The following is a 12,741-nucleotide window of genomic DNA, read 5'->3' on the forward strand; positions in this document are numbered from 1 at the left end:
GTCCCATTCTCACGGTGGCCAACTGGTCCGGGCAATGGCCCGGTCTGGTGGGCATGCTCAACCTCAATGCGTGTCTGACCAAGGCCGGCAAGCCGTATTCGACACTGTGGAGTGAAGACTTTTCCGCACCCGAATTTCGCAAGAAACTGGCCACGTGGTTGGAAAAAGGTGAGGTGCGGCATCCTCTCAAGCACGTCACGCCGCTTAAAAAAGTGAAAATCCCGGGCGCCATCAAGCGGCTGGGTCAGGCTCTGGCGGAGGAGCTTCGCTGGAAGAAGGCCATCATGGGCGTGTTTGATGAAGGCTGCATGGGGATGTACAACGCCATCATCCCCGACGAACTTTTGATGCCGCTGGGTGTGTTCAAGGAACGCCTCAGCCAGTCCACCCTCTATTACGAAACGACCCAGGTCAGCGATGCCGAGGCCCGCGAAGTTTTTCAATGGATGGTGGACCGGGGCATGAAGTTCGTCTTCGGCACGAACCCGGAAACCGACCTCACCGAAGACCAGGTCCTCACCCAGTGCAAGATGTACATCGCCGCACTGCGGCTGGCCGACGACTTCGGCTGTGATACGATCGGCATCCAGTATCAGCAGGGCCTGAAGGACCTGTTGCCGGCCAGCGATCTCGTGGAGGGAATGCTCAACAACGCCGACCGGCCTCCCGTCAAAAGCCGTGACGGCAAACGGATTCTCTACGAAGGAGAGCCGCTCCCGCACTTCAACGAGGTGGACGAATGCGCGGGCCTGGACGCCCTCATGACCTACCGCATCCACAAGGCGATGGGACAGCCCGTGGAAACGACACTCCACGATGTCCGCTGGGGCGATTGGGATCGCTCCGGAACCGTGCAGGATTATGTGTGGGTCTTCCTTATCAGTGGTTCGGCGCCGCCTGCCCACTTTATCGGAGGCTGGGCCGGCGCCTCCAGCGAACGCCAGCCCCCCATGTATTTCCGCCTCGGTGGGGGCACACTCAAAGGGATCTCCAAGCCGGGCGAAATCGTGTGGTCCCGGGTTTACATCGACGATGGTCGCCTCTGCATGGACATCGGTCGGGCAGGGGTGGTCGAACTGCCGCCCGAGGAAACAGAGCGCCGCTGGAAAGAAACCACGCCTCAGTGGCCGATCATGCACGCCGTCACTTACGGCATCACCCGGGATCAATTCATGGCCAAGCACAAGGCCAATCACGTGCAGGTCGCGTATGCGGAAGACGCGGACGCGGCAGACGAAGCGGCCCTGGCCAAAGCCGCCATGGCAGACGCCCTGGGAATCCGCGTCAACATGTGTGGAACCCGTAAAAATGGCGAGCCGTGGGCGTGAGAACCTCATCGCGGAAAGATGTCCTGAGGTCAAGGATCGTGTGGGAAGGAGTGCATCACCATGCCGGAAGGGCTCCAGTGTGTTAAGAAAACCGCTGTCATCACGGGATGGGATTTCAGCACCGGGGGCGTCAAATGCCTCGCCTTCGACACCGAAGGACACGTGCTGGCGGAGGTCCGCCTGCCCACCGATATCTGGTTCGGCGATAACCCCGCCACAGGAATTCGGGAACTCAACGTGATGCAACTGGAGGGCCAGGCGTATGCCTCCGTGCGGGCCATTGCCGCCGAATTGACCCGACTGGGGCGCATAAAAGATTGGGTGGCGGGAGGGATTTCGGCAACGCATCACACCTCCGCACGGATCGACGCCCTCGGCAATCAGGTCCGCCGCGCCATCTGCTGGAATGATGCCACCCTGGCAGAATATCACGCCAAAGGACTGGCACGTCTCGGCGGCCAGGAACGCGTGCAGGAACTCATCGGCGGTCCCTGGGCCATTCGGTACGGCCTGAGTCACCTGGTCAAAGACGAGGTCCATCTCAGCCCCGCGGACTGGCGTCGGACTCACCGGATCGCCGCCCACGGCGTCCTTGCCGCCGGGTATCTGACCGGCAATTTCGACGTGTGCAGCGTTTCGGTGGGAGCCTCCTCCGGGATCATGGACCTCCGCACAAACAAATGGCGGCGGGAAATGCTGGAGGCCCTCGAAAACGAAGAATATCGCCGCCTGGCGTGGAAACAACTCCCCAAGATCATCGACCACTACACGCCGGTGGGGCCACTTTCAGAAGCAGTCGCGATGCAGGCCGGTTTGCCGCCCCGGGTCCGTCCGCTCATCTTCCCGACCTCCGACGATCAGCAGGCCGGCCTGGTGGGCGGGGGTGCCGTTGATGCCGGCCAGGTCGCGGTCATTTTGGGGAATTCGGCGGTGGTCAACAGTTCCTCGAAAGATCGACCGCAGCGCGGCCAGCTCGATGTCATGCGGCTCAACTGGGGTCCCTACCTGTGGATGCGGTGTTACAACAATGGAGCGCAATTTCTCGACCAGGTTGTGGGCCCCAAACCCGATTGGGCGGCCCTGGAACAGGCGGCGCGGAATGTGCCGCCGGGTTGCGACGGCATCCTCGTTCTGCCCTTCGTGAATCCCGAACCGTCACTCGGTGTTTCCCAGAAAGACGCCCAGCTCCGCTGGATCCCGCACATGCCCGAGGAAATGGGCCGTCGATTCCGAGCAGCCCTGGAAGCCATCGCGTATCTCATCGCACTGGCCATTGCCGAGCACGAGGACGCCGGGCAGAACATCACCCGCATCACCGTGTCCGGTGGAATCGCCCGCAGCAACCTGATGTGCGAAATCCTGGCGACGGTGCTCAATCGGCCGCTCCTGCGTCTGGAATCCGAAGAAGGGCCTGCGCTGGGGGCGGCTGTGACAGCCCTTGCGGCGATGGAATCCTACCTGCGAAAGCAGAAAGGGATTCGCAAAAAATTCACCGTGGCCGACGCCGTCGCCGTGATGGTGCGTTTCCGCGGCACGGTCGAGCCCAATCCCGCGTGGTCAGAAAATTACCGCCAGGGCCTGGCCCGATTCCGGGAAGAACTCGCCCGGCTGCGGGAATGATCTCCCGGGCAATTCACCCATGGCCCGTATGGCAAGGCAAGTGTGTTCCAATCAGGCCGATTTACATAGGGGCGATTCAGGAATCGCCCGCATCGGAGCGTCAATACATTTGAGTGGATCATCTAAGGTTGACAAGCGGACCTGACAAGCAGGTCCCTCCGAGGCAATGTTTCCCCGCGAAGGATTTTCCCAAGGTAGGAGGGGCACGCTTGTCGTGCCCGGTGAGACTTGACGTACGACATGACAATCCCTGGTAGGGGCAATTCATGAATTGCCCGTATCAATGCCCGAATTCATCAGACTAGACAGACACACCGCACGAATTGCAACTCTTGCGGGTTGGCTCTGTCGGTGGTGACTTACATGTCGTGATTGCATTCCCAGGCAGTGCATAAGAAATCACAGCAGGGAAGGACTGGGGTTCTCAAACTCTTCGTTCAGGAAGAGATATTTCCAATTTGTTGTCGTGGGCTGTGATTGGAACTCCAACTCTCCTGGCGCAAACGCCAGGAGCATGATAATCTTTCGCCGAATATCCTCAGGAACACGCTTCAAATGAGGTTCCACCAGATCGGCACGTTCCTCCTCGGAAAGGTTCGCAAAACGCGGGTCGATGACTCGAACTCGAATGGACCCGGGGTTATACCGATACGCATCCACCTGGCGGAAGCCGGCCTCTTTGAGAACCGTCTCGACAATGCGTGACTCGTCTGTCCGCATTGTCTGCCAACGCGGCTCAGTGCTTTGACTCATGCCGATCCCCCCGACAATTCTTGGGACACGAACTCGTAGATCATCCTCGCCGTCTCGAACAAAGCTTCTATCGCGTTCTTGTCTCCGCGGCCCGTTTCGTAGCGTAAGTCAACACTCCATGCGAATGACTGGCGACGGAATCTTTCCACGATGCTTTCGGGTAGCTTCACTCCTAATTCACCATGCAGAATACCTACGAGCGTTTCCGGCCGATGCATCGTAGCACCACGAGTAATCCTGGCAAGTTGCTCCAACCGTTTGTCGACCGCTGTATGATGCAGAATCAGCGCCTTGAGGGAACATTCCACAGCATAACCTACAATATATGCGGCATCCAAATATAACCCGTATTGAAATAGTACATCCGCGGCATGCATCCGTTGAGCCGCAATTACGAGAAAGTCCTGACTCGTCCAAGGCGGCACACCCCCCTCCCTGATTCTCGATAGCGGGGCCTACCGAAGCCCTTCTCAAACCGCGAAAGTATGTGTCCTTTCCGGCCAGCTCACGCCCGAATGACCGTGTCCTCGTGCTCGTAACACGGGGCGCAGCAGCACAGAAAACGAAGCGTGGTCGTCCCCGTGTTGGTGATCTGATGATACACTCCAGGTGGGATCGCGATGGCATCGCCAGGACCGACATCGCGAACTTCGTCCCCCACCTGCATTCGGGCAATCCCCTCCAGAATGTAGTAAATTTCTTCAGTTTTTATGTGATGGTGGCCCTGCGTGCTACCACCGGGGGGAAGCCGGGCCTCGGCCAAAGATTGGTTGCGGATACACGAATTCCTGTAAGAGAGGAGTTCGCGGATCTCGGAGCCATCCTTCGTTATGAAGGCCGGAACTTCGTTGAGATTTTTCACATCCATGATGCCAGTTCCTCTTTGGTTGCAGGACCAGCCGGTATTCTCACGTCGTTTCAGGAGCACCTTGCCGGCAGGAACACTCGTCTTGCCTCGAATGGCGTTCCTGGCTTTATGATTGTCAATAGGTGAAGACTCTGCAATAAGCATCAGGAAAGGAAACGGTCCATGTGGACACCCCTGCAAAATAGCCTCGCCGGGCAGGAGTCCCCGCACGTTGAATTCACGCCCGAAGGCCAGCCGACGGCCGCCCTGGATGATGTGATGGCCTCGCTCAGTTGGCTCGACCGCGTTCTGCTACGTATCGGTATTCGCTGGGTCCGACGGATCATCATTACAATCGTCGGGTTGACGCTCCTGCTGGTGGGGGTGATCATGATCGTTGCCCCTGGACCTGCCACCGTGGTTATCCCTCTGGGGCTCGCCATCTTGGGGCTGGAATACGCCTGGGCTCGTCGGTTGCTCAAACGCCTCAAGGGCTATGTGGACGCCGGAATCGCCCAGGGATCGGCGATGCTGGGATGGCATAAGAAAACAACCGCCGCACCGGAAACCTCTCCCCAGGATTGCTCCGCAAGCCCCTCACACAATCCACCCTCGAGTACTCGCACCGAGAAATCGACCTGACCGCCAATGTCGCGATTCGTCCAGCAGCGTCACAAGCAGCCAATTCCATTAGAGCGGCCGCGGGAACTCATCGTGGCCTGTCCGCCCATGAAGAGCAACGTCAATCTGTCCCGGATCGTGCGGGCGGCAGGGTGCTGCGGGATCCGGCGTCTCATCTGCTGCGGCAACGCACGGATTCTTCCCGAAATCGCCCGGGATACAGGTCCCGAACTTCAGATCGAATTTCACCGCACGCTCCCGCCGGTCCTGAAAAAGCTCAAGAGTGAAGGCTATCCTCTCGTCGGCCTGGAACAAACGACAGACTCGACCTGCATCTATGAATTCACTTTTCCGCGGCGGTGTGTTCTCGTGGTGGGACACGAGCGTTTGGGCATCGAAGAGGAAATTCTGGCAATGTTGGATCACGTGGTGGAAATCCCCGTATACGGATTGCCCTATGCCCACAACGTGGCAACCGCGACCGCCATCGCGCTCTATGAATACTGTCGCCAGTATCCCCGGGGGTAATGCCTGAACAGGTGCCGCCCGCCCCACCGGCAACCACTAGCCGCTCTCCCGATTCCGGATAACACGTTCCACCAGGGGCCGAAGCGCGGCCTCCACGGCCGGTAGTCCCGATAGAAAGCTCACCTCAATCCGCAGGGCCCAAAGCGGAATCCTTCCCAGGTGCGTGAGCCCGATCTTCACCAGGTCCTTCTCCGTGCACACCACCGTTTCGGCCTGCATCTGTTCCGCCCACCGTGTGAGCTGGGTAACATCTTCTCGGGAGTACGGGTGATGGTCCGGGAAGACGCGCACATCCGCGGCATCCAGCGTGAATTGCAAATGTGCGAGCGTTCGGCGGAACGCCTCCGGGTTGCCGATGCCGCAAAAAGCGAGAACCTTGCCGGGGTGAAACGACTCCAGCGTCCGGATGTCTCCCGCTGCGTTGACCCACGCGGTGGGCTGCTGGCGTATTTCCGCCCAGATGGCGCGGGGATGGAGTTGGGTCACCCTCTGCCGGATTTCCTCGCGGCGGTCTTCCGGGACGAGATCGGCCCGGGAAAGGATCACGATCTGGGCACGACGAATTCCTCGGAGAGGCTCCCGGAGCAAGCCCCGCGGAAAGACGTGCCCAAATCCGAATGGTTGGAGGGCATCGAGGAGCACAATATCCAGATCTCGCGCCATTCTCCGGTGCTGGAAGGCGTCATCCAGCAGGATCAGTTCGGTTTCCAATTCCGTGATGGCCGTTCGGGCGGCCGTCACCCGATCGGGATTCTGAAGGTGCGGCACATCCGGCAGCGCCCATTCGAGGGCTTTGGCCTCGTCATTGCGACTGCCCTCCTCCGCCCCGTATCCCCGGCTGATGATACTCACCCGGATGCCCTGACGACGAAACCACCGGGCAAGCCAGGCGACAAACGGCGTCTTGCCGGTTCCTCCCAGGGTGAGATTCCCCACCGAGATGACCGGCACTTCCACCTGCTCGGTCCGCAGCCACTGCCAATCATACGCCTTATTGCGGAGCACCATCGCCGCCGCATAAAGCGCTCCCGCAGGCCAGAGCCCGAGACGAAGAAGTGCCGCTCGCGGGGTCCGGTCCTGGCCGCTGATAATCCGCAAATAGTTCTCGATGGAAAAAAACTGCATGCCTCGCGGTGAAATATGTTGCAAGGGAAACGCCCTACCTGCTGACGACAATTTTCCGGCCTTAATGCGTAGAATGAAAAGACCGGCGTGCGCACCGCCGATTCCCGCGCTCTTTGATTACATTTCAGGATAGGAATAATTGACCGGGCTTCCCAGGACTGCCGGTCACATTCCCACATTACACGGTTATCTGGAACCAGTGAATTTCATTCATCTTATTCCTTTATGACCTTTCCCGTCCCCGAGCACCGATCGAGCCACTCGTCAACCACCGCGACTGCCGCGGGAAGCACCGCTCGGTGGCGGATTCACGTGACCGGCGTGGTTCAGGGGATCGGCTTTCGCCCGTTTGTTTACCGCATCGCGAGAAAGCACGGGCTGACCGGCTGGGTGCTCAATGCATCGGACGGGGTCACGCTGGAGGTCCAGGGGACCGGCGACCGCCTGATGCACTTCTGGGAAGATTTTCTGTATCGCCGGCCGGCCGGCGTGGTTTATGAGACGATCGAGAAAACCGAGATTCCGCCGCTCGCTGTGGAGGAATCGGCGTTTCAAATCCTTCCCAGCCGGGAGGGCGGCGTCCGCCAGCCGACAATCCCGCCGGACCTGGCCACCTGTGCCGAGTGTCTTGCCGAACTTCGTGATCCCGCCGATCGCCGGTACCAATACCCGTTTATCAACTGCACGCACTGTGGACCGCGATGGTCCATCATCGAGGGTGTCCCCTACGATCGGCCGCTCACCTCGATGAAGATTTTCGCCATGTGCCGGGAGTGCGAAAGGGAATACCACAACCCGGCGGATCGTCGCTTTCACGCCCAGCCCGTCGCTTGTCCGGCGTGCGGTCCTCACGTGGAATTACGGAGTGCCTCGGGCGAACTGCTCGCCGAACGGGAAGCCGCCGTCCGCCTGGCCGCTCAGGCAATTCGCGAGGGCCAAATCCTGGCTTTGAAGGGGTTGGGGGGATTCCAGTTAATCTGCGATGCCGGAAACGAAGTCGCTGTGCAGACGCTTCGCCAGCGAAAACGGCGACCAGACAAACCTTTCGCGCTCATGCTGACCGAAGAGATGCTTCGGCAAGCATGCGAGGAGCCGTCCGAGGCCGTTTGGCGATGGTTGCGATCTCCCGCTGCTCCTATTGTGCTGCTTCGCCGGCGGGACATTTCACGGAACAACACGGGCGAACCTGCGATCGAGAATGCTCAATCGGCTTCTTTACCCGAGAGATCCAACGCACCAACCGCGGGTCTCATCCAGGATTCTCGCGCGGAGAACAGGACCTGTTCCATCGCTGAAGGTGTTGCCCCGGGAAATCCCTATCTCGGCGTCATGCTCCCGTACACGCCCCTCCACCATCTGTTGATGGAGGCCGTTGGGCGGCCGATCGTCTGCACCAGCGGCAACCTGACGGAAGAGCCGATGGCCATCGCGAATGACGAGGCTTTTTTGCGGTTGGGGAAGATCGCCAATGTGTTCCTGGTGCACAATCGGCCGATCGTCCGTCCCGTGGATGATTCGGTGATGGCAGAAGGGGAATCGGGGGATGTTTTCCTAGTCCGTCGCGCCAGAGGATTCGCCCCCCGTCCAATCCGCCTGGCCGCCAAGGGGCCGGTCGTCCTGGCCACGGGTGGACATCTCAAGAACGTCGTCGGTCTCGCCCTGGAGGATCAGGCCATCTTGAGTGCCCACGTCGGCGACCTGGACAATCTTCTGGCGTGGGAATCGCACCGTCGGGCCGTGGAAGACCTGTTACGGTTCTTTCAGGCCGTGCCAGAAGTTGTGGCCTGCGATCTCCACCCGGATTACGCATCGACCCGCGTGGCCGAGGAGTTTGCCCACCGTCTCAAGGCCCCGCTCTTTCGCTGGCAGCATCATGTGGTGCACTTTGCGGCCTGTCTGGCGGAGTGGGAAACGCCTCGCAGCGATCCAGCCTTTGATGGGGTGCTGGAGCCGCAGCCTGGTTCGCTGGGAATCGAACAGCGAAACACTCAGCCACTGCCGCTCCCACTCCTGGGCGTCATTTGGGATGGCACCGGCTACGGGATCGACGGGACTGTCTGGGGCGGCGAGTTTTTCCTGTTTGATGGGCGGTCGTTCTGGAGGGTTGCCCATCTGCGTCCGTTCCCGCTCCCCGGCGGAGAAGTCGTCGTTCGCGAGCCGCGCCGATCGCTTTTGGGGCTTCTCGCGGCATCGGGAATGGCCGAGCGCGATCTGGAAGATCCACGCGGATTGTTAAGAAACCTCTTCACGGAAAGCGAGGCCCGCATCCTCCTTCGTTCCGTGATGCGCGGCATCCAGTGTCCCCGGACGTCCAGTATGGGACGACTTTTCGACGGGGTCGCAGCGCTCCTGGGACTTGGGGCGCGGATCAGTTTCGAAGGACAGGCGGCCATGGCGTTGCAATTCGCCGCGGAAAAGACCTATTTTTCATCAGGAGCGAATATCGGCAGAGGCAGTACAGGGAGCCGACCTCGGGCGGTCGGTGAGATGCCTGGGGACGCGTCGATGTTGAGCGTTCGTCCCTTCACACGCACAGAAAGCATGCCAATCGTGCTGGACTGGCAGCCCCTGCTTGAATCGCTTCTTGCCGGTCTCCGCGAAGGGGTTCCTCGCGAGCGGCTGGCCCTCGACTTCCATCGGCAACTGGTCGAGGCGGTCCTGGCCGTGGCGGAACAACTCAAAGTCCAGGGGTTGATGTTTTCCGGCGGTTGCTTTCACAATCAACTTCTTCGGCGATTGCTGGCCAGTGCCAGTCGTGCCCGGGGCATGACGGCCTGGTTTGCCCGTCGCGTGCCACCGGGAGATGGTGGTCTGGCCCTTGGCCAAATCTGGTTGACCCGGCGGGCTCTGCGAGGGGATCTCACCCCGGGGCGGGGCGGTGTTGCCGAAAACGTTAACAAACAGTTCACCGAAAAGAATTGACAGCCGAAGCGGGAAAGGGCTCCCGCCAGCTCACATTGAGGAGTGTCCCATGTGCTTGGGTGTGCCAGGAAAAATCATTGAAAAATATGAGCGGGAAGGGCTTCCTTATGCCCAGGTCGATTTCGGTGGCATCACCAAGGAAATCTGCCTGGCGTATGTTCCGGAGGCCGAAGTGGGCGACTACGTGATTGTCCACGTGGGCTTCGCCATCAGCCGGCTGGATGAGGCCGAAGCCATGGAGCAACTCGCTCTGCTCCGAGAGATTGAGGCCGCCGGAGAGGAATCCCCCTGGCCGCCGGCTTCAGAAGAATCGGAAGCGTCGTCATGAAATATCTCGCTGAATTTCGCGATGCGCAGGCCGTCCAGGCCTGGTTGGAGCGGCTCCGCAGAACCGTCACGCGCCCCTGGACCATTATGGAAATTTGCGGAGGCCAGACACATTCGTTTCTGCGGTTTGGCCTCGACGAGCTGCTGCCCCCGGAAATCACGCTTGTTCATGGACCGGGCTGTCCGGTGTGTGTGACACCCATCGAGCTTATCGATCGCGCAGTGGCCATTGCGTCCCTGCCCGGTGTCATTTTCTGTTCCTTCGGCGATATGTTGCGGGTACCGGGCTCGCGGAGTGATCTGTTCCGCGTGAAAGCCCAGGGCGGTGACGTGCGGGTGGTGTATTCACCCCTGGATGCCGTCACCCTTGCCCGGCGGAATCCGCAGCGCGAAGTGGTTTTCTTCGCCGTGGGATTTGAGACCACGGCACCGGCCAACGCTATGGCGGTGTGGCAGGCCGCCCAATGGGGTCTCAAAAACTTCTCCGTGCTGGTGGCTCATGTCCGCGTTCCCCCGGCCATCGAGGCCATCCTCAGTTCACCCCAGTGTCAGGTGCGGGGATTTCTGGCGGCCGGACACGTCTGCACCGTGATGGGAACGTCCGAATATGAGCCAATCGCCCGCCGCTACCACGTGCCCATTGTCGTGACAGGCTTCGAGCCGCTGGATCTCCTCCAGGGGCTGACGATGTGCGTCGAACAGTTGGAACGCAATCAGGCAGAGGTCACCATCCAGTACCGCCGTTCGGTTCGGCCGGAAGGAAATCCCGCCGCCAAAGCACAGATTGAGCGGGTGTTCCAGGTGGTCGATCGCGCATGGCGAGGAATCGGCGTCATTCCGCAAAGCGGCCTGGGGCTCCGTCCCGAGTTTGCGGAATTCGACGCGGAAAAGAAATTTGCGGCCGCCGAGATTCTGCCGGAAGAATCGCCCGAGTGCATCGCCGGGGAGGTTCTCCAGGGGCACAAAAAGCCGCCGGAATGTCCCGCGTTCGGCTCCCGTTGCACGCCGGAACACCCGCTGGGGGCCCCGATGGTTTCGTCGGAAGGTGCGTGTGCGGCCTACTATCGCTATCGGCGAGCGCGCGCGGCCGGCGGATGAGCAACACCCGTCCGCGTTATGCCTGCGCCTTTTCCTTCACCGGGCCGAAGTGCGCGCCCCACTTGGCCGCCAGCTCCCGCCCCTCTTCCAGAAGCTGTGCCAGTTCCTGCGCCGAAAGCGGTTGCGGATTGCGGAAATAAGCAAGGTCCTGATGGAGCTGCTCGACACTGTTGATGCCCAGATTGACGCTCGCCACTCCCGGCAGCGAGAGGGCATACCGGATGGCGGCCTGGATGCGTTCGGGCTTATCGGACACCAGTCGGCCGACAGAGTTCGGGTTGCGGTAACTTCCCTTGGAAGGATCGGCGCCGCCCAGCACCTTCATCGCGATGATCCCCACCTGCTTTTCCCGCGCGATGGGAAGCACATCTTCCTCGAAGTTGTAGGTGTGCCGGTCGACGTAGTTGACGGCCGCCAGGAGCACGTCCACCTCACCCGTGTTCAGGAACTGAGCGAACCGGCCCGGCAGATTATGGCCGGAAATCCCCACAAAGCGGCATTTCCCCGCCTTCTTTTGCTTGACCAGCCAGGTGAACACGCCTTCCGGGTCGAGAGCCCCTTCCACCTTCCGATTGCCCACACTGTGGTAATAGAGCAGGTCCACATAATCGGTCTGCAGAAGGCGGAGCGATCGACTGAGGGAGCGCTCACCTTCCTCGACCGTGTCGGCGGGCACCTTCGTCGCCAGGAAGACCTCTTTCCGCCGGTTCTTCATGACCAGGCCGACACCTTCTTCCGCCCGCACATAGGCCGGGGCCGTGTCGATCGAGTTAATCCCCGCGTCGATCGCCGCATTGACGACCGCAGCGATTTCCTCGACCGATCGCGAATTCCCACACGGAGCGGTGCCCAGCGTGAAGATGGTGATCTCCTCACCGGTGCGCCCGAGGACGCGGCGCGGGAGCGGTTCGCTGCCGACCGTTGAAGCCACGCTGGCCTGGGTTTTGCTGAGCACGGCGGGCACGAACACGGCTCCACCGGCAACCGCGCCCGCTTGCTTCACGAAATCCCGACGGGAAAGGGAGTTGTGCTTTGTCATGGCTGGATCCTTTCTTCTTTCTACTGAGCACATGGAGGCCTACAAAACCTGGCCAGGAGTTTCCCAAATGATTCAAGGAAGCTCTGCACAATTTGTTTGACGAATGGCCCAAACTGATGTCTTGGGCATGGTTCTTGGAAACACAACGGACAGCGACTGCAGGGGCAATTCATGAATGGCCCCTACCGAATGGAAGTTTCCACCTATTGGGCGAGGATTGCTCAGGCAAATCTCAAGCCGCAGGAACAAAGGCCGCCGAATAGATGACTTCGGCAAACCCCTCATGTGGGCTCGACAACACGCCATTATTGTCAAGCGAAACAAAATAAAGTCAAATAGTAGCAAACAATTACCGGATTGCGGTGATCCAGGAGCGGCCTACGGTTTCCCGCTGCGATTCCGTTGTTGTGTGGAATCTCTCAACTCGGTCGGAGGGCATTGGTATCACATCCCGTGTTTTGGTCCGTCATTGGGAGGAGGTCGGATATGAGTGACAAACATCACCTGTACCGATGCGAGGAATGCGGCCGTGT

General features: G+C 60.2%; 12 protein-coding genes. 7 read left to right on the forward strand and 5 right to left on the reverse strand.

Going from position 1 to position 12,741, the window contains the following annotated elements; all coding sequences use genetic code 11:
- Positions 1–1,328, forward strand: a 1,328-nt coding sequence (locus H5U08_RS02205; protein ID WP_297029656.1) for a fucose isomerase, incomplete at its 5' end; no start/stop codon positions are given.
- A 60-nt stretch (positions 1,329–1,388) separates the two neighbouring features.
- The gene (locus H5U08_RS02210) at positions 1,389–2,948 is read left to right on the forward strand and encodes an FGGY-family carbohydrate kinase (RefSeq protein WP_297029658.1); all 1,560 of its coding nucleotides are present in this window, start codon (positions 1,389–1,391) and stop codon (positions 2,946–2,948) included.
- 399 nt (positions 2,949–3,347) lie between these two features.
- On the opposite strand, the gene H5U08_RS02215 is transcribed toward H5U08_RS02210, so the two are convergent.
- The 3 genes from H5U08_RS02215 to H5U08_RS02225 all read right to left on the reverse strand — a co-directional run bounded on the left by H5U08_RS02215 (position 3,348) and on the right by H5U08_RS02225 (position 4,569).
- Complete coding sequence (locus H5U08_RS02215) at positions 3,348–3,701, reverse strand: hypothetical protein (RefSeq protein WP_297029661.1); 354 nt, start codon at positions 3,699–3,701, stop codon at positions 3,348–3,350.
- Complete coding sequence (locus H5U08_RS02220; RefSeq protein ID WP_297029663.1) at positions 3,698–4,126, reverse strand: HEPN domain-containing protein; 429 nt, start codon at positions 4,124–4,126, stop codon at positions 3,698–3,700. Before H5U08_RS02220 ends, H5U08_RS02215 begins: the two co-directional genes overlap by 4 nt.
- An 80-nt stretch (positions 4,127–4,206) precedes the next feature.
- Positions 4,207–4,569 carry a cupin domain-containing protein gene (locus tag H5U08_RS02225; protein ID WP_297029665.1) on the reverse strand — a complete coding sequence of 121 codons (363 nt, stop codon included), beginning with the start codon at positions 4,567–4,569 and terminating at the stop codon, positions 4,207–4,209.
- Between the two features lie 162 nt (positions 4,570–4,731).
- Between H5U08_RS02225 and H5U08_RS02230 the strand changes: the two genes are divergently transcribed.
- On the forward strand, positions 4,732–5,190 hold the full coding sequence (locus H5U08_RS02230; protein WP_297029667.1) for a PGPGW domain-containing protein: 459 nt from the start codon (positions 4,732–4,734) through the stop codon (positions 5,188–5,190).
- A 6-nt stretch (positions 5,191–5,196) separates the two neighbouring features.
- Positions 5,197–5,697, forward strand: a complete 501-nt coding sequence (locus H5U08_RS02235) for a TrmH family RNA methyltransferase (RefSeq protein ID WP_297029669.1) — start codon at positions 5,197–5,199, stop codon at positions 5,695–5,697.
- 36 nt (positions 5,698–5,733) lie between these two features.
- Here H5U08_RS02235 and lpxK read toward each other — a convergent pair whose 3' ends face one another.
- Positions 5,734–6,822, reverse strand: coding sequence for a tetraacyldisaccharide 4'-kinase (gene lpxK / locus H5U08_RS02240; protein ID WP_297029671.1), 1,089 nt, complete (start codon positions 6,820–6,822; stop codon positions 5,734–5,736).
- 312 nt (positions 6,823–7,134) lie between these two features.
- Here lpxK and H5U08_RS02245 point away from each other — a divergent pair, with 312 nt between their 5' ends.
- Genes H5U08_RS02245 through hypD form a run of 3 tightly spaced genes read left to right on the forward strand, consistent with a single transcriptional unit; the run spans position 7,135 to position 11,169 of the window.
- Positions 7,135–9,744, forward strand: coding sequence for a carbamoyltransferase HypF (locus H5U08_RS02245; protein WP_297029672.1), 2,610 nt, complete (start codon positions 7,135–7,137; stop codon positions 9,742–9,744).
- A gap of 49 nt (positions 9,745–9,793) precedes the next feature.
- On the forward strand, positions 9,794–10,072 hold the full coding sequence (locus H5U08_RS02250) for a HypC/HybG/HupF family hydrogenase formation chaperone (protein ID WP_297029674.1): 279 nt from the start codon (positions 9,794–9,796) through the stop codon (positions 10,070–10,072).
- On the forward strand, positions 10,069–11,169 hold the full coding sequence (gene hypD / locus H5U08_RS02255; RefSeq protein WP_297029676.1) for a hydrogenase formation protein HypD: 1,101 nt from the start codon (positions 10,069–10,071) through the stop codon (positions 11,167–11,169). Before H5U08_RS02250 ends, hypD begins: the two co-directional genes overlap by 4 nt.
- A gap of 16 nt (positions 11,170–11,185) precedes the next feature.
- Here hypD and H5U08_RS02260 read toward each other — a convergent pair whose 3' ends face one another.
- Positions 11,186–12,208 carry an aldo/keto reductase gene (locus tag H5U08_RS02260; protein WP_297029678.1) on the reverse strand — a complete coding sequence of 341 codons (1,023 nt, stop codon included), beginning with the start codon at positions 12,206–12,208 and terminating at the stop codon, positions 11,186–11,188.
- Positions 12,209–12,741 lie beyond the last annotated feature (533 nt).

Source organism: Thermogutta sp. (assembly GCF_014359955.1).
Classification (GTDB): Bacteria; Planctomycetota; Planctomycetia; order Pirellulales; family Thermoguttaceae; genus Thermogutta.